This is a genomic window from Sphingobium estronivorans (assembly GCF_008692605.1).
Classification (GTDB): Bacteria; Pseudomonadota; Alphaproteobacteria; order Sphingomonadales; family Sphingomonadaceae; genus Sphingobium; species Sphingobium estronivorans.
Genome location: NZ_LFCT01000021.1, coordinates 89543 through 109162, shown reverse-complemented (window position 1 = coordinate 109162; position 19620 = coordinate 89543). Strand labels below are relative to the sequence as shown.

Here is a 19620-nt window from a genome sequence, read left to right as displayed (position 1 = left end):
TATGGACGGCGGGGTGTTCCAACGCCTCTGCACTGCCGCTTGACAGGGGCATCTCTTCTATATTACCCACGAGTAACATTCGCGATAAAGAGCGTGGGAGAGATGCGGTGACACAGGGCGAACCAGACCAAAGCGTAGCCTTGCTCGCGGTCGAGGGGGAAGTGGCGACCATCACGCTGAACCGGCCCGAGGCGTTCAACGCCATCAACTATGACATGGCCGTTCGGCTCAAGACCCTCGCGGCGGAGGTCGATGCGCAGCCGTCGGTCAAGGTGGTGGTGATCCGCGGCGCGGGCAAGGCCTTTTGCGGCGGCGGCGACATCCGCCATTTCATCGACCATCTCGACGACATCGGCACCTGCATCCGCGATCTGCTGGTCCCCTATCATGAATTTCTGGTTCGCATTCATGCCATGCCCAAGCTGGTTCTCGCCAGCGTGCACGGATCGGCGGCTGGGGCTGGCCTTTCGCTGGTGTCGATGTGCGATTTCTGTATCGTGGCGGACGATGCGAAATTCGTGCCGGCCTATGCGAAAATCGGCGTCTCGCCCGATGGCGGCGGAACCTATGGATTGGCGCGGGCAATCGGGCAACGGCGGGCGTTGCAGGTTCAGCTGGACGGCAGCGCATTTTCCGCAGGGCAGGCGGAAGCCTGGGGGCTTGCCTCGAAACGGGTGCCTCCTGCGGAGTTGGCCCGGGCAACGGCGGACTATGCCGCGCAGCTTGCCCGCACGAGCGCGGAGGCCATCGCGAACACGAAGCGCTTGCTGCGCGCCGGGGAACGGGCGACACTCGAAGATCATCTGGTCGATGAGATGGAAAGCCTGATCCGTTGCATGGGAAAGCCTGACTTTGCGTCCGCCATCGGCCGCTTTGTCGACAAGGGTTAGGGGAATGTCATGCCACGGTTCGCGTGGCGGTCTTCATATTGAAGAATGGATGCTATGAGCGACAAGATAATCCGTATCGGGGGCGCAAGCGGTTACTGGGGCGAAGCGGCCTTTCCTACCGAACAACTGCTGAATGCGGGACCGATCGACTATCTCATCTACGATTATCTGGCCGAGATCACCATGGCGATCATGGCGCGCGCGCGCGCGGCCGACCCCGGGAAGGGATATGCCGAGGATTTCCTGACGCGCGCGATGTTCCCCAATCTCGCCCGGATCGCGGAAAAGCAGGTCAAGATCCTCTCCAACGCCGGGGGCATCAATCCGCGAGTCTGCGCGGAGCGCCTGCGCGCGGAAATCGCGCGCCAGGGTCTGTCGCTGCGCGTGGCGGTTGTGGAGGGCGACGATCTGATCGGCGCTCCGGCGACGGCGCATGCGCAGCAGGGCTTGCGGGACATGTTCTCGGGCGCGGCCTTTCCCCCGGTCGAGCAGATGCTCAGCGCCAACGCCTATCTGGGCGCCTGGCCCATTGCGAACGCGCTGCGGGCGGGCGCGGACATCGTCGTGACCGGCCGCTGCGTCGACAGCGCGCTGGCACTGGCCGCCGCCATCGCCAGTTTCGGCTGGACCGACCAGGACTTCGACAGGATGGCGCAGGCCAGCCTGGCGGGCCACCTGATCGAATGCGGCCCGCAGGCGACCGGCGGGAATTTCACCGACTGGCGCGACGCTGGCGACATTGCCGGGATCGGCTATCCGATCGTTGAAATGACCGAGGATGGACATTTCACGATCGGCAAGCCCGCCGGCACGGGCGGCGTCGTCAATCGCGGCACGGTCGCGGAGCAGCTGATCTACGAGATCGGCGATCCGCAATCCTATCTGCTGCCGGACGTCGCCTGCGACTTCAGCCAGGTCGTCATCGACGACCATGGCGACGGCCGCGTGTCGGTCAGCGGCGCGCGCGGGCGGGCGCCGGGCGAAAGCTACAAGGTCTGCGCCACGTGGAGCGACGGCTTCAAGGCAGGCATGTTGATCAACTTCATCGGCATCGAGGGACGGGCGAAGGCGGCGAGCTTTGCGGAGGCGGTGTTTGCGCGGGCGCGGCGGGCGCTGGCCGAACTCGACCTGCCGGCCTTCACCCAGGAGGAGGTCGAGATTTTCGGGGGGGCGAGCGCCCAATTCGACAATGTCGACGAAATCACGGTCAAGATTGCCGCGAAGCACGGTTCGGGCAGGGGCGCGGGCCTATTGATCCGGGAGCTTCTGGGGGCGGTCCTTGCGACGCCGGCGGGGCTGGTGGTCTATACGGCGGGCCGGGCGAAACCCACCCCGGTGATCCGGCTCTTCTCCTATCTGCTGCCCAAGGCTTCGGTGCCGGTGAGCGTGGACATCGACGATGCGCAGGGCGGCGTCGCCCGGTCCGCCTATGTCCCGGCCCGCTTCGAAGCCGTCGATCCGCCCGTCCCGACCGGCATGCCCGCCGTGCCGCGCAGCGGCGAAGCGATGATCGAGGTCCCGCTCCACCGGCTGGCCTTCGGCCGCAGCGGCGACAAGGGGAACTGGGCCAATATCGGCATCATCGCCCGCGACCCCGCTTTCCTGCCCTGGATCAGCGAAAGCCTGAGCTGCGAACGCGTCCGCACCCTGTTCGGCTCTTTCGGCGTCGGATCGGTCGAGAGATTCTACCTGCCCGGTCCCGGCGCCATCAATTTCCTGCTGCGCGACGTGCTGGGCGGCGGGGGCATTGCCAGCCTGCGGCTCGACGCCCAGGGCAAGGCCTATGCGCAGATCCTGCTGGGTGCGATGATCGCCCTGCCTCAATCGCTGCTGGAGCAAGCATCGTGACGATATTCCGGAGCAAGGTCGATCCTCGGTCGGCGGACTTTTCGCGCAATCGCGCCTTCATGCTCGGCCGCGTCGAAGCGATGCGCGCGCTGGAAGGACGGGCGATCGCGCTGTCGGACAAGCGGCAGGCGCGATTTGCCGAGCGGGGGCAGATTCTCCCGCGCGAACGCCTCGCCCGTCTGGTCGATCCCGGCCTGCCCTTTCTGGAACTGTACAATCTGGCCAATTATCTGGTCGAGGACGCCAATCCCGAAACGAGCATCCCGGGGGCCAGCACGATCATCGGCATCGGCTATGTTTCGGGCGTGCGCACGCTGATCTGGGTCGACGACAGCGGCATCCGCGCCGGGGCGAACACCGACGGCACGCTGCCCAAGGCGCTGGGCGCGCTCGACATCGCGCTGAAGCAGAAGCTGCCGGTCATCCATATGGTCGAAAGCGCCGGGGCGAACCTGCTGGAATATAAGGTGGAGACTTGGGCGCGCTATGGCGGCGTCTTCTACCGTCTCGCCAAATTGAGCGCCGCCGGCATTCCGACGATCACCGTCCTGCACGGTCCCGCGACAGCGGGCGGCGCCTATATGCCGGGAATGAGCGACCATGTCGTCGCGGTACGCGACAATGCCATGGCCGCGCTCGCGGGCGGGGCGCTGGTGCGCGCCGCCACCGGCGAGGTCGTCGACGAGGCCGAACTGGGCGGCGGCGAGATGCATGCCATGGTTTCCGGCCTGGTCGAGCATCTGGCCGAGGATGACGACCATGCCATCGCGATCACCCGCAATCTGGTCGCCAGCTTCGACTGGCATCACCATTGCCCTTCGCCCCCCGCCATGGCCTTTGCCGAGCCGCTGTCCAGCCCCGAAGAACTGGCCGGCGTGGTGCCCGACGATCCCAAGGTCGCCTATGACGTGCGCGAGGTCCTGTGCCGCATTCTCGACGGGTCGGATTTCGATGAGCACAAGGCGCGCTTCGGTTCCGCCACCGTTTGCGCGACGGGGCGCGTCTTCGGCTTTCCCTGCGGCCTGATCGGCAATAACGGCCCCATCGACCCCGATGGCGCGGCCAAGGCCACCCAGTTCCTCCAGATGTGCGACCAGACGCAGCGGCCGGTCGTCTTCCTCCAGAATACGACCGGCTATATGGTCGGCACCATCTACGAGCAGGCGGGGATGATCAAGCATGGCTCGAAGATGATTCAGGCGGTGTCGAACATCCGCGTGCCGCGCATCACATTCTATATCGGCTCCAGCTACGGCGCGGGCAATTACGGCATGTGCGGCATTTCCTACCAGCCGGACTTCCTCTTTGCCTGGCCCAATGCGCGCACGGGCGTCATGGGCGGCGAACAGGCCGCGCGCACCATGTCGCAGGTCATGGCGCTTTCCGCCGGACGGCGCGGGGCGGCGGCCGACACGGACGATCTGCGGCGTCAGGAAGAGCATCTGACCCAGCATTTCGAACGGCAGGCGGACGCCTTCTACACATCCGGCCGCGTGCTCGACAATGGCGTGATCGATCCCCGCGACACGCGGACGATCCTCGGCTTCCTGCTGCAAACCTGCTGGGAATCGGGCCATCGCACACTCAATCCCAACAGCTTCGGCATCGCCCGCATTTAGGAGAAACAGGATGTCGACCTTGTCCCATAGCCCTGTCATCGAACTTGTCCGATCCGACGGCTGGCTGAAAATCCGGCTCAACCGGCCCGAATCCCGCAATGCCCTGAACGGTGACATGATCCGCGAACTGGTCGCGGCATTTCGGGCGGTTCGCGACGACCGCAGCGTTCGCGGCATTTCGCTGCGCGGCAATGGCGGCTTTTTCTGCGCGGGCGGCGACCTCAAGATGCTGCGCGCCATCGGCGGGATGGAGGCGGGGGAAGCGCGCGCCGCCGCGCTGGCCGTCAGCCGGGACGGTGCCGATCTTTTCCGGCTGGTGCGGGAGGCGCCGCAACCCGTCGTCGCGCTGATCGAAGGGCCTGTCATGGCCGGCGGCGTCGGCCTTGCGAGCGCCGCCGACTTTGCGATCTGCACGAAGGATGCGATATTCTCGCTGTCGGAGGCGGCGGTCGGCCTGGTTCCGGCGCAGATCGCCCCCTATGTCGTCCAGCGTCTGGGTTTCATCCGGGGCCGCCAGATGATGATCTCCGCCGCGCGGATCGACGCGGCCGAGGCCGTCGCCGTCGGGCTGGTCGACCGGATGGTCGAAGACGCCGCCGCGCTGGATGCGGCCGAAGCGGAGATGATGACGCGGCTCCGTCGCGCGGCGCCCGGCGCGGTCGCCAGTACCAAGGCGATGATCGATCTGGTCGGCAGGGAGCCGATGGACGGCTTTATCGACCGGGCGGCGGCCGCCTTTGCCGATGCAGTGACCGGCGAGGAGGGGCGCGAAGGCACCGCCGCGTTCGGCGAAGGGCGCAAGCCCGCATGGGCGCAGGCCTGACATGGTCTCCAACCTCCTCATCGCGAACCGGGGCGAGATCGCCTGCCGCATCATCCGCACCGCGCGCGCCCTGGGCGTGCGGACCGTCGCCGTCTATTCGGATGCCGACGCCGGCGCCCCGCATGTCGCCATGGCCGATCAGGCCGTCTGCATCGGCCCCGGCCCGGCCAGCCAGTCCTATCTCGATCCCGCGCGCCTGCTGGAGGCCGCGCGGCTGACGGGCGCCGATGCGGTGCATCCGGGCTATGGCTTTCTGTCCGAAAATGCCGCCTTTGCCCAAAGCTGCATCGACGCCGGGCTGATCTTCGTCGGCCCGCCCCCGTCCGCGGTCGAGGCGATGGGCAACAAGGCGCAGGCCAAACGCCTGATGATCGAGGCGGGCGTGCCGTGCATCCCGGGCTATGAAGGCGCGGAACAGGGTACGGCCGCGCTCGAACGCGAGGGGCTGGCCATCGGTTTTCCGCTGATGGTCAAGGCGGCGGCGGGCGGCGGCGGGCGCGGCATGCGACTGGTCGACGGTCCGGGCGAACTGGCGCTGTCCATCGACCTCGCTCGCAGCGAGGCGGCATCCTCCTTCGGTTCGGGCGAACTGATCCTGGAGCGCGCCATCGTCCGCCCCCGGCACGTCGAGATTCAGGTGTTCGCGGACATGCACGGCACCATCGTTCACCTTGGCGAGCGCGACTGTTCGGTGCAGCGCCGTCACCAGAAGGTGCTGGAGGAAGCGCCCGCTCCCGGAATTGGCGCCGAACTGCGCCGCGCGATGGGGGAGGCGGCGGTCAGCGCCGCGGCGGCGATCGGCTATGTCGGCGCGGGCACGGTGGAATTCCTGCTGGCGGAAGACGGCGCTTTCTACTTTCTCGAAATGAACACGCGGCTTCAGGTCGAACATCCGGTGACCGAGCAGGTGACGGGGCTGGACCTTGTCGCGTTGCAGATCGAGGTCGCGAGGGGGCGGCCGCTCGGCCTGACCCAGGACGCCGTGACGCTGACCGGTCATGCCATCGAGGCGCGGCTGTGCGCCGAGGACCCGAACCAGGATTTCCGACCGGCCTCCGGCCTGATCGAACGCTGGCGGCCTGTCTCGCGAGAGGGCGTGCGCATCGATGCGGGCATCGTCGAAGGGCAAGAACTGTCGAGTTTCTATGACTCGATGGTCGCCAAGGTCATCGGCTATGGCCCGACCCGCGCCATCGCGCTCGACCGGCTACGCTCGGCGCTCCGCGACATCGTCTTTGTCGGACCGCCCAGCAACGCCGAATTCCTGATCGCCTGCTGTGAAAAGGAGAGCTTCCGTCAGGGCCGGGCAACGACCGCCTTCATCGCCGAGGAATTCGGGCCGCAGGGCTTCCGCAGCGCGCCGCCGACCGACAGCGACTGGGCCGTCGCGGCGGCGGCCCTGACCTTTGGGGAGCATCGGTCGCAGCTGGACCGGGCAGGGTCGGTGCCCGCGCCCCTGATCGGCTGGTCGTCGGGCCGGGATCTGTCCCGCTCGATGATCCTGACGGCCGATGGCGAGGAGAAGACGGTGATCGTCCGGCCGATTGGCCCGGCGCATCTCGCCGCGACGGTCGAAGGCCGCACGATCGACATCCGCATCGGCGAGGAAGGCATGGAGATTGACGGCAGCCGCCTGCCCATCGGCCATGCCTGCACCGGTCACAGGGTCGCCATCACCGACCGGGGCCGCGTCCGACGGTTCGAGCGCCGCTTGCCCAGCGACGGGCTCACCCGGGCGGGACCCGGCGCGATCCTTGCCCCGATGAACGGGGTGGTGACGCAACTGGCCGTCAACCCCGGCGATCAGGTGGCGGAAGGCGACAAGCTGATGATCCTTGAAGCCATGAAGATGCAGCATGTCATCTCCGCGCCCTTTTCGGGTCTGGTGGAAGACATATTCGTGAAATTTGGCGATCAGCTTTCAGCCGATAGCCTGATGATCAAGCTCGTGAAGAACGAAGACGAGGTTCAAGATGCGATTTTACAATGAACAACATCGCGAAATCCAGCGAACAGCGCGACGGATAGTCCAGGACCATATCAACCCCCATGTCGATCAATGGGAAGAGGCGGAGATTTTTCCGGCCAAGGCGCTGTTCAAGACGCTGGGCGATGCCGGTCTGCTGGGCATCAGCAAGCCCGAAAGCGTCGGCGGTCTGGGTCTGGACTATAGCTATCAATGCGCCTTCGTCGAGGTGCTGGGCGAGATCCACTGTCTGGGCGTGCCGACCGCCATCGGCGTCCAGACCGACATGGCCACCCCTGCGCTGGCGAAACATGGATCGGACGAACTGCACCGAAACTATCTGACGCCCGCCATCGCCGGCGATCTCGTCGCGTGCATCGGCGTGTCCGAACCGGGCGCCGGGTCGGATGTCGCGGGCATCAAGACCTATGCCCGTCGCGACGGTGACGATCTGATCATCAACGGCAGCAAGACGTGGATCACCAACGGGATTCAGGCGGATTTCATGACCGCGCTCGTCAACACCGGCGACGGCCCTGTCCACAGCAACAAGAGCCTGGTCGTCATTCCGCTCGACAGCAAAGGGGTGGATCGGTCGAGGAAACTCAAGAAGATGGGCGTTCATTCGTCCGACACGGGCCTGTTGTTCTTTGAAGACGTGCGGGTTCCCGCCCGCAATATCATCGGCGAGGAGGGCAGGGGCTTTGTCTATCAGATGCAGCAGTTCCAGGAAGAGCGGCTTTGGATCGCGACATCGGGCGTGCGCGTTCTGGAACAGATGATCGAGGATACGATCCACTATACCCGGGAGCGCAAGGCGTTCGGGAAACCGTTGCTTCACAATCAGTCGATTTATTTCCGGCTGGCGGAATTGCAGACCGATGTCGCGATGTTCCGCGCTTTTCTCGAACAGGCGATTGAGCGGTATGTCGAGGGCCATGACGTGACCACCGACGTTTCGATGCTCAAGCTGAAGCTTGGCCGGTTGCAGCGGATGGTGTCCGACAGCTGCCTGCAATATTGGGGCGGCATGGGCCTGGTCGACGAAACGCTCATTTCGCGCAGATTCCGGGATCAGCGCTACATCTCCATCGTGGGCGGCGCCGACGAGGTGATGCTGGAAATCATCGCGAAAAATATCGGCATCAGTCCGAAATCGAAATGACAGCGTCTCGCCGCTCGGTACCAATTTTACATATTGATATATTTTCATCGGTTGCGCATGTAGAAAGAAACGAGAGGAGGATTGCGTGGCCGGACGAGTCGATCTGACGGGCCGAACCATTTTCATCTCCGGGGCGAGCCGGGGCATCGGCTTGGCTATCGCGCTGCGAGCCGCGCGGGAAGGCGCCAATATCGCCATCGCGGCGAAAACCGCGGAACCCGGCCCGAAATCGCGGGAGACCGTTTATGACGCTGCGCAGGCGATTGAACGGCTGGGGGGAAAAGCGCTGCCGCTTGTCGTCGACATTCGCGATGGAGAGGCCATCGAAGCGGCGGTGGGCAAAGCGGCGGACCATTTTGGCGGGATCGATATTTGCGTGAACAACGCCTCCGCTATCCACGTCGCCGGGACATTGGGCACGGGTGCGAAACAATATGATCTGATGCACCAGATCAACGGGCGCGGCACCTATCTGCTGTCGCGCGCCTGCATTCCCTATCTCAAATCCGCTGAGAACCCGCATGTGCTGGCCCTGTGTCCGCCCGTGCATCTACGGCCCGAATGGTTCAGCCAGTTCCCCGCCTATACGGTGTCCAAGCTGAATATGAGCCTTTTCATGATGGCGATGGCGGAGGAATTTCGGTCTGCGGGAATCGCGTTCAACGGTCTTTGGCCGCGCACGGCGATTGCCACCGCCGCTTTGTCGATGGGGAATGATGGGGAAAACCCTATCGTCGCTCGCCGCCCCGACATCGTGGCGGAGGCAGCCTGCGCCATCTTCCGGCGCGACGCCCGCGCCTGCACCGGCCGCTTTTTCCTCGACGATGAAATACTCTGGGAGGAAGGCTGGACCGACTTTGCGGGCTTTGAACAGAGGAGGGGCGTGCCGCTGACGCTCGACCTCTTCGTCAGCCGGGATGCGTGGGCGCCCCCCGGCGTCGTCGTCGCCTGAGCGCGGAAATGCGATGTTTCGTCTTGGGCGGGATCGCGAAGGTTGTTGACATAAAATTACCAGTGAGTAACTTATTTCCCAGACGGTCGCGGCTGCCCGTTTAAGAGCGGTAAAGAAAAAAAATCTGCTCGAATGGCCAGCGCAAGCGAGAGGATAGAGTCCAATGACAGTGCAGACTTCGGTGAACCGGTCGAACGCGCTTACCGATCCGAGATTCCTCATCGCCGCCGCCCGGCGGATATTGTACCGCAACGGCATCGACAGCCAGGTTGCCGGGCATATCAGCCTGCGCGTGCCGGGCGAAGACGCGTTTCTGGTCTCGCCATCGGAATATTTCGATGAAACATTGCCCGCCCATATCCTGAAGGTGGGCTTCGATCTTGAGGTGCGGGAGGCCGGGCCGTTTCCGCCTCAGCCAGGCATTAATTTCCACGCGGACATCTATCGCGCGCGGCCGGATGTGAATTGCATCATCCACACCCATGGCAAGAATGTTTCCATCGTCAGCACGCTGGGCAAGCCGCCCGAACCCTTTCACGCTTATGGCGCCTTGTTCCAGGACGATGCCGTCCTTTTCCGAGACGATCCCAATATCACGCCCGACAAGGAAGGGCCGGAACTGGCCGCGGCGCTCGCGGACAAACGTGCCTTGCTGATCGCGAACCATGGCGTGATCCACGCTGGCGGCACGATCGAGGAAACCACGGGCGAGGCGTTGATGCTGGACATAGCGGCCGGCATCCAGATCGAGGCGGCGCGCATCGGAGGAACGCCGATGGAAGTGGAAACGGCCCGCACCTACCGTCGGCTTTATCTGGCGATCAGTTTCCGCAAGGATTTGTGGGACGCCAATCTGCGGCGGCTGGAAAAGTCCGATCCCGATTTATTTGCGGCCGCTTTCGGTATCTGACCGCAGTGGTCGGAGATCATTCGCTTAGCGATGACCCGATCTCAACCGAATAGAATAAATATAGGAGAGTGTGATGACTGAGCCACTTTATGCAATCGATTCCGATGGCCATTTGACTGAGCCGGGCGATCTGTGGGAAAATTATATCGACCCCAAATATCGCGATAGCTGCCCCAAGATCACGATCATGGAAGACGGCGGCGCTCTCTTCCGGGTCGATGACCGGATCAGCATTCGCGACCATGCGGTGCCGTTGAAGCCGGGCGTCAACACCGCGGCGACGTTCGGCGCGCGGACCGGCGAAATTCCGTCCGAAACTTCCTATCTCGATGCCGAGAAGGGCGGTTTCGATCCGCACGAGCGCGTCAAGTGGCTCGACAAGGAGGGCTATGCCGCAACGGTCCTTTATCCGACGATGGCGCTTAATGCCGCCCATGGCATTATCGATCCCGAACGGCAGGTGGCGGTCGCCAACGCCTATAACCGCTATGTCGTCGATTTCTGCAAGCCCTATCCCGACCGCCTCTATGGCGTCGCTATGCTGCCGACCTTGTCGATCGAAGGGTCGCTCAACGAAATGCGTTTGGCGAAGAAGGCGGGCATGAACGCCGTCGTTGTTCGTCCCAATCCGGTCAATGGCCGTCCGCTTCACCATCCCAGCTTCTATCCGATCTGGCAGTTGGCCGAAGAGATCGATATGCCGGTCGCGGTTCACGGCCTCGCCGGGTCGGAAAATCTGGGCATGGACCGTTTCGACGCGCAGATCGCGGACTTTACCGGCAACGGGCCCAAGGAACGCACCGTCGACAGTTTTTCGGTCGAGCATTGCTTCGTCCATGTGGCCGAGATGATGGCCGCCGCCACAAGCTTCATCATGGCCGGCATCTGCGACAAATTTCCCAAGATGCGCGTTGCCTTCGTCGAAGGCGGCGCGACCTGGCTGCCCGGCTATGTCGACCGCATGGATCGGCATTTCGATGATGTCGGCATGAACGACACCGGCCTGAAAACGCGGCCGAGCGAGATTTTCCAGCGCCAGTGCTTCGCGTCCTTCGAACCGATCGAGCGGACCATCGCCGTTCTCGCCGAATTCGTCGGCGCCAACAAGTTCATGGTCGCTTCCGACTATCCGCATGGCGACGGCTTCCCCAACGCGATCCAGGCGGTCAAGGATATGAAGCTGAAGCCGGAAGTGGAAAATGCCCTGTTATCGCAGGGCTTCAAGGAATGGTATGGCCTGAACTGAACAGGCGACGGGCGCGGAGTCGTTCTGCGCCCCTTTCCTGACCGCCGCAGGACGGCGGAGGGGCAGCGCGCCTGTGCGGGCGCTGCCGCATGAAAAGGGAGAATGCATGCCAGGACCTTTGTCGGGAATCCGGATCGTCGAAATGGGAGGCATCGGTCCGGGTCCCTTTGCGTGCATGATGCTGGCCGATCATGGCGCGGAGGTCATCCGGGTGGAACGGCCGGGTGCGTATCTGGACGTGAAAGATCCGTTGCTGCGGTCCCGGACGATCGTGACGATCGACATGAAGTCGGCGGAGGGACTGGCTGCGTTGCGCGAACTCGTGCGCGGCGCGGACGGTCTGGTCGAAGGCTATCGGCCCGGCGTGATGGAACGGCTGGGCGCCGGTCCGGACGTGTTGCTCGCCGACAATCCCAAGCTGGTCTACGGCCGCATGACCGGTTGGGGGCAGACCGGTCCTTATGCGCAGGCGGCGGGCCACGACATCAATTATATCGCGCTGTCCGGCGTGTTGCATGCCATCGGCCGCGCAGGCGAAAGGCCGGTGCCCCCGCTGAATTTGATCGGCGACTTCGGCGGCGGCGGTATGTTGCTCGCCTTCGCGATGGTCAGCGCGCTGCTGGCTGTTCGCGGCGGGGGTGACGGGCAGGTGATCGACTGTGCGATGACGGACGGCGCGCCCCTGCTGAACGCCATGACTTACGGCATGATCGCGGGCGGACAATGGCGGGACGAGCGCGGCGTGAACCTGCTCGACGGCGGCGCCCATTTTTATGATTGTTACGCATGCGCGGATGGGCAGCACATCGCTGTCGGCGCGATAGAGCCGCCCTTCTATGCCGAGCTGCGGCGGCGGATCGGGATCGAGGCGGATGACGATTTCGATGACCAGATGAATCCGGCCTGTTGGCCTCTCCTGCGCGAAAAGCTTGCCGCTTTGTTCAGGCTTCATCCACGCGCTTATTGGTGCGCGTTGCTGGACGGGACGGACGCTTGCGTCACGCCTGTGCTGTCGTTGCTGGATGCGCCGCATCATCCGCACAATGCCGCGCGCGGGACGTTCATCGAAGTCGGTGGCGTGCTGCAACCTGCGCCTGCGCCGCGTTATTCCTCGACGGCCTGCGACCGGCCGTCCGTGCCTGCGCGGCGTTAGCGAGTAGCAGCCACTATACGGCAGGAGCGGATGGCGCCCGCTACGTGCGCCGCCGCATCATTTTTCGCCATGGTTTGTGCCGTTCGAAATGCTCCTGCGCCGGGACAAGGCGGTTGACGCGCGGCGACTGTTATATTACCCATGAGTAAATTGTTGAACGAGGAAGAGGATCGATCATGGGGCCAAGGGCCAGGATTGCGGGCGTCGGCATGACACCCTTCGTAAAGCCGGGACAGGGCATGTATCGCGATCTAGGCGCGACCGCGGTGCGTGATGCCCTGGCCGATGCGGGGCTGGACTATGCCGATGTGCAGCAGGCGTTCGTCGGTTATGTCTATGGCGATTCGACCAGCGGCCAGTCGGCTTTATATGAGGTCGGATGCACCGGCATACCGATCGTCAACGTCAACAATAATTGTTCGACCGGTTCCACCGCGCTCTATCTGGCGCATCAGGCGGTGGCCTCGGGCGCGGCCGATTGCGTGCTTGCGCTGGGTTTCGAGCAGATGACGCCGGGCGCCTTGCAGGAAAATTACCTCGACCGGCCTTCGCCGCTCAGCCGGTTCACCGATATTGCCGACCGGGAATATGACACGGGCAACGCGCCCATGGCGCTCAAATTGTTCGGCGGCGCAGGGGCTGAATATCAACAGCGCTACGGCACCAGCGACGAAATCTTCGCGCGCATTTCGGTCAAGGCGCGCCGCCATGCCCGGCATAATGAACGCGCGATCTTCCGCAACGAAGTGACGGTCGAGGAAGTGCTCGCCTCGCCCCGGATGCTGGGGCCGCTCACGCGCCTGCAATGTTGTCCGCCGACTTGTGGCGGGGGCGCCGCCATTATCGTGTCGGAGGCCTTTGCCCGCCGGAAAGGGCTGAAGGCCGACATCGCCATCACGGGTCAGGCGATGCGGACCGACTTCCCTTCGACCTTCAACGAATCCAGCCTTATCAAGGTCGTCGGCGCGGACCTGTCCGCCGCCGCGGCGCGGACCGCCTATGAGGAAGCGGGCATGGGCCCCGGCGACGTGGACGTGGTCGAGCTGCACGATTGCTTCACCGCGAACGAAATCCTGTCCTATGAAGCCCTGGGGTTCGCGCCGGAGGGCGGGGCGGAGCGGTTCATCCTCGACAATGACAACACTTATGGCGGCAAGGTCGTGGTCAATCCGTCGGGCGGCCTGCTGTCCAAGGGGCATCCGCTGGGGGCGACGGGCCTGGCCCAGTGCGCGGAACTGGTCTGGCAGTTGCGGGGGCAGGCGGGCGTCAGGCAGGTGGAAGGCGCGCGCGTCGCGTTGCAGCACAATATCGGCCTGGGCGGCGCCTGCGTCGTCACCATCTACGAACGGGCCTGAGCCATGCTGTCCAGGGATATGATCGGACATCGCTTCGCGCCGGTGCAGGCCCATGTCGAGGCCGGGCGGCTGCGCAACTTCCGCAAGGTGATCGGTTGCGCTCAACCCGGTGAGCAGACCGCACCGCCCACCTATCTCTTCGCGCTGGAAATGATCGAGTCCGAGAATCCGATGGCGTTCATCGAGGATCTGGGGATCGACATGGCGAAGCTGCTGCACAGCGAGCAGTCCTTCACCTATTTCGCGCCGGTCCGGGCGGGCGACCGGATTCTTCTCGAAACCGTGGTGACGGACATTTTCGAGAAGAAGGGCGGCGCTCTCCTTTTCGTCGTTCAGGATACCAAGGCCACCAACCAGCATGGCGCGCATGTCGCCACTGTGCGGCGGACCCTTGTCATCCGTAACTGAGGATGGCTCATATGCAAGACAGTCTGGCCGCCGAACGGCCGGTCGCTCCGGTTCTTTCGCGCAGCTTCCCGCCGATCTCGCGCCACATGCTGGCGCTGTATTGCGGCGCTTCGGGCGATCATAATCCGATCCATGTCGATCTGGACTTTGCCCGGTCGGCGGGCTTTCCGGACGTGTTCGCCCACGGCATGCTGGTCATGGCCTATCTGGGCCTGATGCTGGAGGAGGCGGGACCGGCCGAGGGCATATTGGAGTTTTCGACGCGGTTCGTGGCGATCACCCAGCTGGGGGCGGCGATCACCTGCGAGGCGTATATTCGCGACATGACGCACGATCGCATCCTGCTCGACCTGACCGCCGCCGACGAATGCGGCGACGTCAAATTGCAGGGCCGTGCGGTGCTGAATCGACAAATATGGGAGACGAGATTTGGGCAAGCTTGAGGGGAAGGTCGCGCTGGTCAGCGGATCGGGACGGGGCATCGGCAAGGCGACGGCGCTGAAGCTGGCCAGTGAGGGCGCGAGCGTCGTCGTCAACGACCTCGATCCCGTCGAGGGCGATGCGGTGGCGGCGGAGATCAACGCGGCCGGCGGCCGGGCGCTGGCGGTCAATGGCAGCGTGTCGGCCGACGATTTCGCCACCCGCTTCGTCGAGGCTGCGATGGATGGTCTGGGCGGGCTCGACATCGTGGTGAACAATGCGGGCTATACCTGGGATGCGACGATCCAGAAAACGTCCGACGAACAGTTCCAGGCAATGATCGACGTCCATCTGGTCGCGCCATTCCGGATCCTTCGGGCGGCGGCAGAGCCGATCCGCATCATGGCCAAGAAGGAAGCGGCCGAAGGGCGCGAGATCTTCCGCAAGGTCGTGAATATCTCGTCCATCGCCGGTCTGAACGGCAATTTCGGGCAGAGCGGCTATTCGTCGGCCAAGGCGGGCATCGTCGGGCTGACGCGGACGCTGGCCAAGGAATGGGGGCGTCACAGGGTCAATGTGAATTGCGTCGCCTTCGGCTTCATCGAAACGCGCCTGACCCGCGCCATCGAGGGCGAGCAGGCGGCGATCGATGTACAGGGCCGCGAAATCAAGGTCGGAATCCAGCCGGAACTGATCAACACGTTCAATTCTCTGATACCGTTCGGCCGAGCCGGGACGCCGGAGGAGGCGGCCGACAGCGTCTATCTGTTGTGTTCGCCCGAATCCAACTACATCAGTGGGCAGGTGCTGCTTTGCAGCGGCGGCCTGAATATCTGATACCAAGATGCGATGAGCTTGACTCATCGCATCTTGGTAAAGCCCGCGCGGCGCCTGAGCGAAACCCACTTGTGGTCGGTCAAAGACCGCGCAGGATGGTATGAGATCGTCACCGCCCTGGAGAGTCGGAACACGCTCCGGGGAGAAGAGGGAAACAGCATGACCGAGTCCGAGAAGCTGCAATATCTGCTCGACATGGAAGAGATCCGGCGGCTCATCGCCCGCTACGACTTCGCTTTCGACGGGCGGGACGAGGACGCCTATGTGGAATGCTGGGTGGAGGACGGCTTTGTCGAGCGCCGCAATTCGAAACCGTCCTGTCGCGGATATGACCAGCTTCGCGCGCTCGTGCGGGACTTCCCGGTTAATGGCCGTCGCGTCACGACCAATATCCTCATCGACATTGACGGGGACGAGGCCCGCATCCGCAACTATCTGCTCTATCTCGACATGGGACCGCCCTGCGAGGTGAGCATGTTCGGCGTGTGGAACGACAAGGTCGTCCGCACGGCATCGGGCTGGAAGTTCAAGGAACGCATTTTCGATCCGCTGTCGATCCGCGACTATGAGGTTTCGCCCGCGTTCATGGCGGCGGTGGAGAAGTTCGAGACGGCCGGGAGCGCCGATGCGCCGTCGCCATAGACGTTCGTGCAGGAGGATGGCGATGAGGTAACAATGGCCCGCGCCGTCCAACAAGGAAATTGGGAGGGTGTATGAAAATCGATTGGGCCGCCTATCATGCGAATGCCCGGCCGGATAGCCTCGCCACGGTGGACCTTTCCACCGGGCGAAGGGCCAATTTCCGGCAATTTTCGGCCAATATCGACGGCTATTGCCAGCTTCTGGCCGACCGCGGCGTCAAGGCCGGAGACCGCGTCGGCATATTGATAATGAATTCGTCGGAATATCTGGCCATCGTTCTGGCGTGCTGGCGGTCGAACTGCGTCGCGTTGACGCTGAATTTCCGCCTGTCGCAAAATGAACTGAGTTATATCGTCGGCGATGCGGACCCGAAGCTGCTGTTCGTCGACAGTGAGCTGATCGAACTATGGGATGCGATCGGCCAGTCGCTGGACAGCGATTTGCAAATATTGGTGCTGGATGTGGCCAGCGCGCAATTCTCTCCGCCCTCGTCCGACAAGAGTTTCGTGGTGGAGGACGATTATTCACCCGACCGCCTTGCGATGCTCATGTACTCTTCCGGCACGACCGGACGGCCGAAGGGGGTTCGGCTGACGCACGGTAACATATTCGCCGGAATGCAGAATTTGCTGATCACTTACGGCATGCCGCGCCATGTCGTCAGCTATGCCATCATGCCGCTGTTCCACATCGGGTCGATGCTGGGCTTTTCGCTGCCGGCCCTGTTCATCGGCGGGACCGCTGTCGTCGATCGCAGCTTCGATCCGGGACGCACTTTGGCGACGATCCACGACCCTGACCTGGCGGTGACGCATTTTCTGGGATTGCCCGCGATCTATAATGCGCTGGGCGCGCATCCCGATGTCGACAGGACTGATTTCTCGCGCATCCAGGTCGCGCTGGCGTCGGCCGAGCCGATCCCCGAAGCGATGCTGATCCGGTGGAAGGAGCGTGGGCTGCTGGTGCATGAGGCCTATGGCCTGACCGAAACGACCGGGATCGTCTGCGCAATGGCCAGCGAGGATGTGAAGCGCACCGTCGGCTATGCGGGGCGCGAGTCGATGTTCTGCACCGTCAGGATCATGGCGGACGCGGGTCGGGAGGCCGATCCGGGCGAGGCTGGCGAAATCTGGGCGAAGGGCAGGAATGTCATGCCCGGCTATTGGAACAGCCCTGAAAATGACGCGGATGCCTTTGTCGACGGTTGGTTCCGGACGGGTGACATCGGATACAAGACGCCCGAAGGCTATATCAAGATCGAAGGGCGCCTGAAGGACATGTATATTTCAGGCGGCGAAAATGTGTATCCCGCCGAGGTCGAGCGGGTATTGTACATGATGCCCGAAATCGCGGAGGTCGCCGTGGTCGGCGTGCCGAGCGAACGATGGGGGGAAAGCGGCTGCGCGGTCATCGTCGCCGCGCCCGGCACGCAAGTGACCATTGAAGCGGTGCGGTCGCATTGCGCGGCCTATCTGGCGAAGTTCAAGCATCCGCAGGAACTGGTGATGGCGCAGGCGCTGCCGCGCAACGCGACGGGCAAGATCCTGAAGTTCAAGGTTCGGGAGATGCTTCAGCTGCGGTGAACCGCTGGGCCGCGGGCCGGATTATCGTTGAACATAAATTACCAGATGGTAATATAAGATCGAAGCAATCCATTGCGAAAAGGAATTGGGATGCTGTTGCGGAAAGACAAGGGTTGGAACGCCGATGATGGACGTTTCGACTATGATGCAATCGTCATCGGAACCGGCGTCGGCGGCATATACCAGCTCTATCGGTTGAAACAGGCGGGCCTGCGCGTCCTGGCGCTGGAAGCGGCCAAGGGCGTGGGCGGGGTCTGGTGGTGGAACCGGTATCCGGGCGCCAGGCTGGATTCGGAAGCGCCTTCCTATGGCTATTCCTTTTCGCCCGAACTGCTGGAGGAATGGGACTGGTCCGAACGGTTCGCCGCGCAGCCGGAATTGCAGCGCTATTTCGACTATGTCGTCGACCGTTTCGACCTGCGTCCGCACATCCAGTTCGACACCCTGGTCACGGCCGCCCATTATCAGTCGGATGAACAGGGCTGGGCGCTGACGACGGAGCGCGGCGATCACTATCGCTGCCGCTATCTGATCGCTGCGGTGGGTCCGCTGACCCTGCCTTCCTATCCGCCCATTCCGGGACGGGAGAGCTTTGCCGGAGAGACCTGTCACACGTCCCGCTGGCCCGACCGTGAGGTGTCGTTCGCGGGCAAGCGGGTCGCCGTCGTGGGCACCGGCGCCACGGGCGTGCAGGTGATCCAGGAAGCGGCCAAGTCAGCCGCCCAACTCTATGTCTTCCAGCGGACACCCAACTATTGCGCGCCACTCAACAATGCGCCGGTCGCGCAAGAGGAGCAGCCGGCGGTCAAGGCCCGCTATCCCGAGATGATCGCGGCCTGCCGTTCGACCAATAGCTGGTTCATCCACGATCCCGACCCGCGCAGCGTCTTCGACCTGTCGGACGAGGAGCGCGAAGCCTTTCTGGAAAAGCTCTATGCCGAGCCGGGCATTGGAATCTGGAAAGCCAATTTCAGCGACATCGCGGTCGACCCGGCGGCGAACGAGGTGGTATCCGACTTCATGCGCCGGAAGATCCGTGAACGGGTCAAGGATACCGAGACCGCCGAGCGGCTGACGCCCCGGAGCTATGGTTTCGGGACTCGGCGCGTGCCGTTGGAAACGCGCTATTACGAGGTGTACAACCAGCCCAATGTCCAACTGATCGACGTCAATGAAACGCCGATCGAGCGCATCACGCCTTCATCCATCGTCACGAGCGAAGCCGAACTGGATGTCGACATCATCGTCTACGCGACGGGGTTCGATGCGGTCACCGGCAGTTTCGACCGGATCGACATTCGCGGCGTCGACGGCGCGAGGCTGAAGGACAAGTGGGAACATGGTCCCCAGACCTTCCTGGGGGTGCATGCCGCAGGTTTCCCGAACTTCTTCATGGTTGGGGGGCCGCTCGCATCGCTCGGCAACTTCACGCCGGCGCTGGAATTCAGCGTGAACTGGATCATGGACCTTCTCGACTTCATGTCGGCGAAGGGCCTGCCATGCGTTGACGCGAAACCCGAAGCCGAGCGCGAATGGACCGATTTCGTGCGGGAAGGGCAGGCGAAACTGCTCATCAGCAGCGTCAAGTCCTGGATCACCGGTTTCAATACCAACAAGGAAGGGAAGGATGAGTTTCGCGTCCTCCTCTATGTCGGCAGCGCCAAGGATTATCGCAAATGGTGCGCCGATGTGAAGGAAGGGGACTATCGGCAATTCTCGTTCGATTGCGGGGGAGCGGCCGGTGAAGGACAGGAACGCGCGTCGGTGGCGATGGACAGCGCGCGCTCCTAGACTGGACGCTCG

General features: G+C 63.5%; 17 protein-coding genes. All 17 read left to right on the top strand.

Translation table 11 applies throughout. The features are described 5' to 3' along the window. The first annotated feature begins 107 nt into the window (after positions 1–107). The 17 genes from F7P65_RS15400 (at position 108) to F7P65_RS15320 (ending at position 19608) form a co-directional block, all read left to right on the top strand. Complete coding sequence (locus tag F7P65_RS15400) at positions 108–890, top strand: enoyl-CoA hydratase/isomerase family protein (protein WP_162854645.1); 783 nt, start codon at positions 108–110, stop codon at positions 888–890. 54 nt (positions 891–944) lie between these two features. Next, the gene (locus tag F7P65_RS15395; protein ID WP_150293259.1) at positions 945–2738 is read left to right on the top strand and encodes an acyclic terpene utilization AtuA family protein; all 1794 of its coding nucleotides are present in this window, start codon (positions 945–947) and stop codon (positions 2736–2738) included. Further along, positions 2735–4357 (top strand): acyl-CoA carboxylase subunit beta, encoded by a 1623-nt coding sequence (locus tag F7P65_RS15390; RefSeq protein WP_240334321.1) that lies wholly within the window; start codon positions 2735–2737, stop codon positions 4355–4357. The genes F7P65_RS15395 and F7P65_RS15390 overlap by 4 nt, the downstream gene beginning before the upstream one ends. A gap of 10 nt (positions 4358–4367) precedes the next feature. After that, positions 4368–5180, top strand: coding sequence for an enoyl-CoA hydratase/isomerase family protein (locus F7P65_RS15385; RefSeq protein WP_150293257.1), 813 nt, complete (start codon positions 4368–4370; stop codon positions 5178–5180). Between the two features lies 1 nt (position 5181). Further along, positions 5182–7170 carry an ATP-binding protein gene (locus tag F7P65_RS15380; protein ID WP_150293255.1) on the top strand — a complete coding sequence of 663 codons (1989 nt, stop codon included), beginning with the start codon at positions 5182–5184 and terminating at the stop codon, positions 7168–7170. After that, positions 7154–8311, top strand: coding sequence for an acyl-CoA dehydrogenase family protein (locus F7P65_RS15375; RefSeq protein WP_150293253.1), 1158 nt, complete (start codon positions 7154–7156; stop codon positions 8309–8311). The genes F7P65_RS15380 and F7P65_RS15375 overlap by 17 nt, the downstream gene beginning before the upstream one ends. An 85-nt stretch (positions 8312–8396) precedes the next feature. Continuing rightward, on the top strand, positions 8397–9263 hold the full coding sequence (locus F7P65_RS15370; RefSeq protein WP_150293251.1) for an SDR family oxidoreductase: 867 nt from the start codon (positions 8397–8399) through the stop codon (positions 9261–9263). A gap of 163 nt (positions 9264–9426) precedes the next feature. Continuing rightward, complete coding sequence (locus tag F7P65_RS15365) at positions 9427–10173, top strand: class II aldolase/adducin family protein (protein ID WP_150293249.1); 747 nt, start codon at positions 9427–9429, stop codon at positions 10171–10173. A 73-nt stretch (positions 10174–10246) separates the two neighbouring features. Further along, a complete protein-coding gene (locus F7P65_RS15360; protein WP_150293247.1) occupies positions 10247–11419 on the top strand; it encodes an amidohydrolase family protein in 1173 nt (390 codons plus the stop codon). Between the two features lie 106 nt (positions 11420–11525). Further along, entirely contained in the window at positions 11526–12572 is a 1047-nt protein-coding gene (locus F7P65_RS15355; RefSeq protein ID WP_150293245.1) for a CaiB/BaiF CoA transferase family protein, read from the top strand. Positions 12573–12748: 176 nt separating this feature from the next. After that, positions 12749–13927, top strand: a complete 1179-nt coding sequence (locus tag F7P65_RS15350) for a lipid-transfer protein (RefSeq protein ID WP_150293243.1) — start codon at positions 12749–12751, stop codon at positions 13925–13927. Positions 13928–13945: 18 nt separating this feature from the next. Beyond that, a complete protein-coding gene (locus F7P65_RS15345) occupies positions 13946–14335 on the top strand; it encodes a MaoC family dehydratase N-terminal domain-containing protein (RefSeq protein WP_205452100.1) in 390 nt (129 codons plus the stop codon). Positions 14336–14346: 11 nt separating this feature from the next. Beyond that, positions 14347–14778, top strand: coding sequence for a MaoC/PaaZ C-terminal domain-containing protein (locus F7P65_RS15340; protein WP_150293239.1), 432 nt, complete (start codon positions 14347–14349; stop codon positions 14776–14778). Further along, complete coding sequence (locus F7P65_RS15335; RefSeq protein WP_150293237.1) at positions 14765–15592, top strand: SDR family NAD(P)-dependent oxidoreductase; 828 nt, start codon at positions 14765–14767, stop codon at positions 15590–15592. Before F7P65_RS15340 ends, F7P65_RS15335 begins: the two co-directional genes overlap by 14 nt. 159 nt (positions 15593–15751) lie before the next feature. Beyond that, positions 15752–16234, top strand: a complete 483-nt coding sequence (locus F7P65_RS15330; protein WP_162854644.1) for a nuclear transport factor 2 family protein — start codon at positions 15752–15754, stop codon at positions 16232–16234. Positions 16235–16305: 71 nt separating this feature from the next. Beyond that, positions 16306–17817 (top strand): AMP-binding protein, encoded by a 1512-nt coding sequence (locus F7P65_RS15325; RefSeq protein ID WP_150293233.1) that lies wholly within the window; start codon positions 16306–16308, stop codon positions 17815–17817. Between the two features lie 90 nt (positions 17818–17907). Then, positions 17908–19608 carry a flavin-containing monooxygenase gene (locus F7P65_RS15320; RefSeq protein WP_150293231.1) on the top strand — a complete coding sequence of 567 codons (1701 nt, stop codon included), beginning with the start codon at positions 17908–17910 and terminating at the stop codon, positions 19606–19608. The last annotated feature ends 12 nt before the right edge of the window (positions 19609–19620 follow it).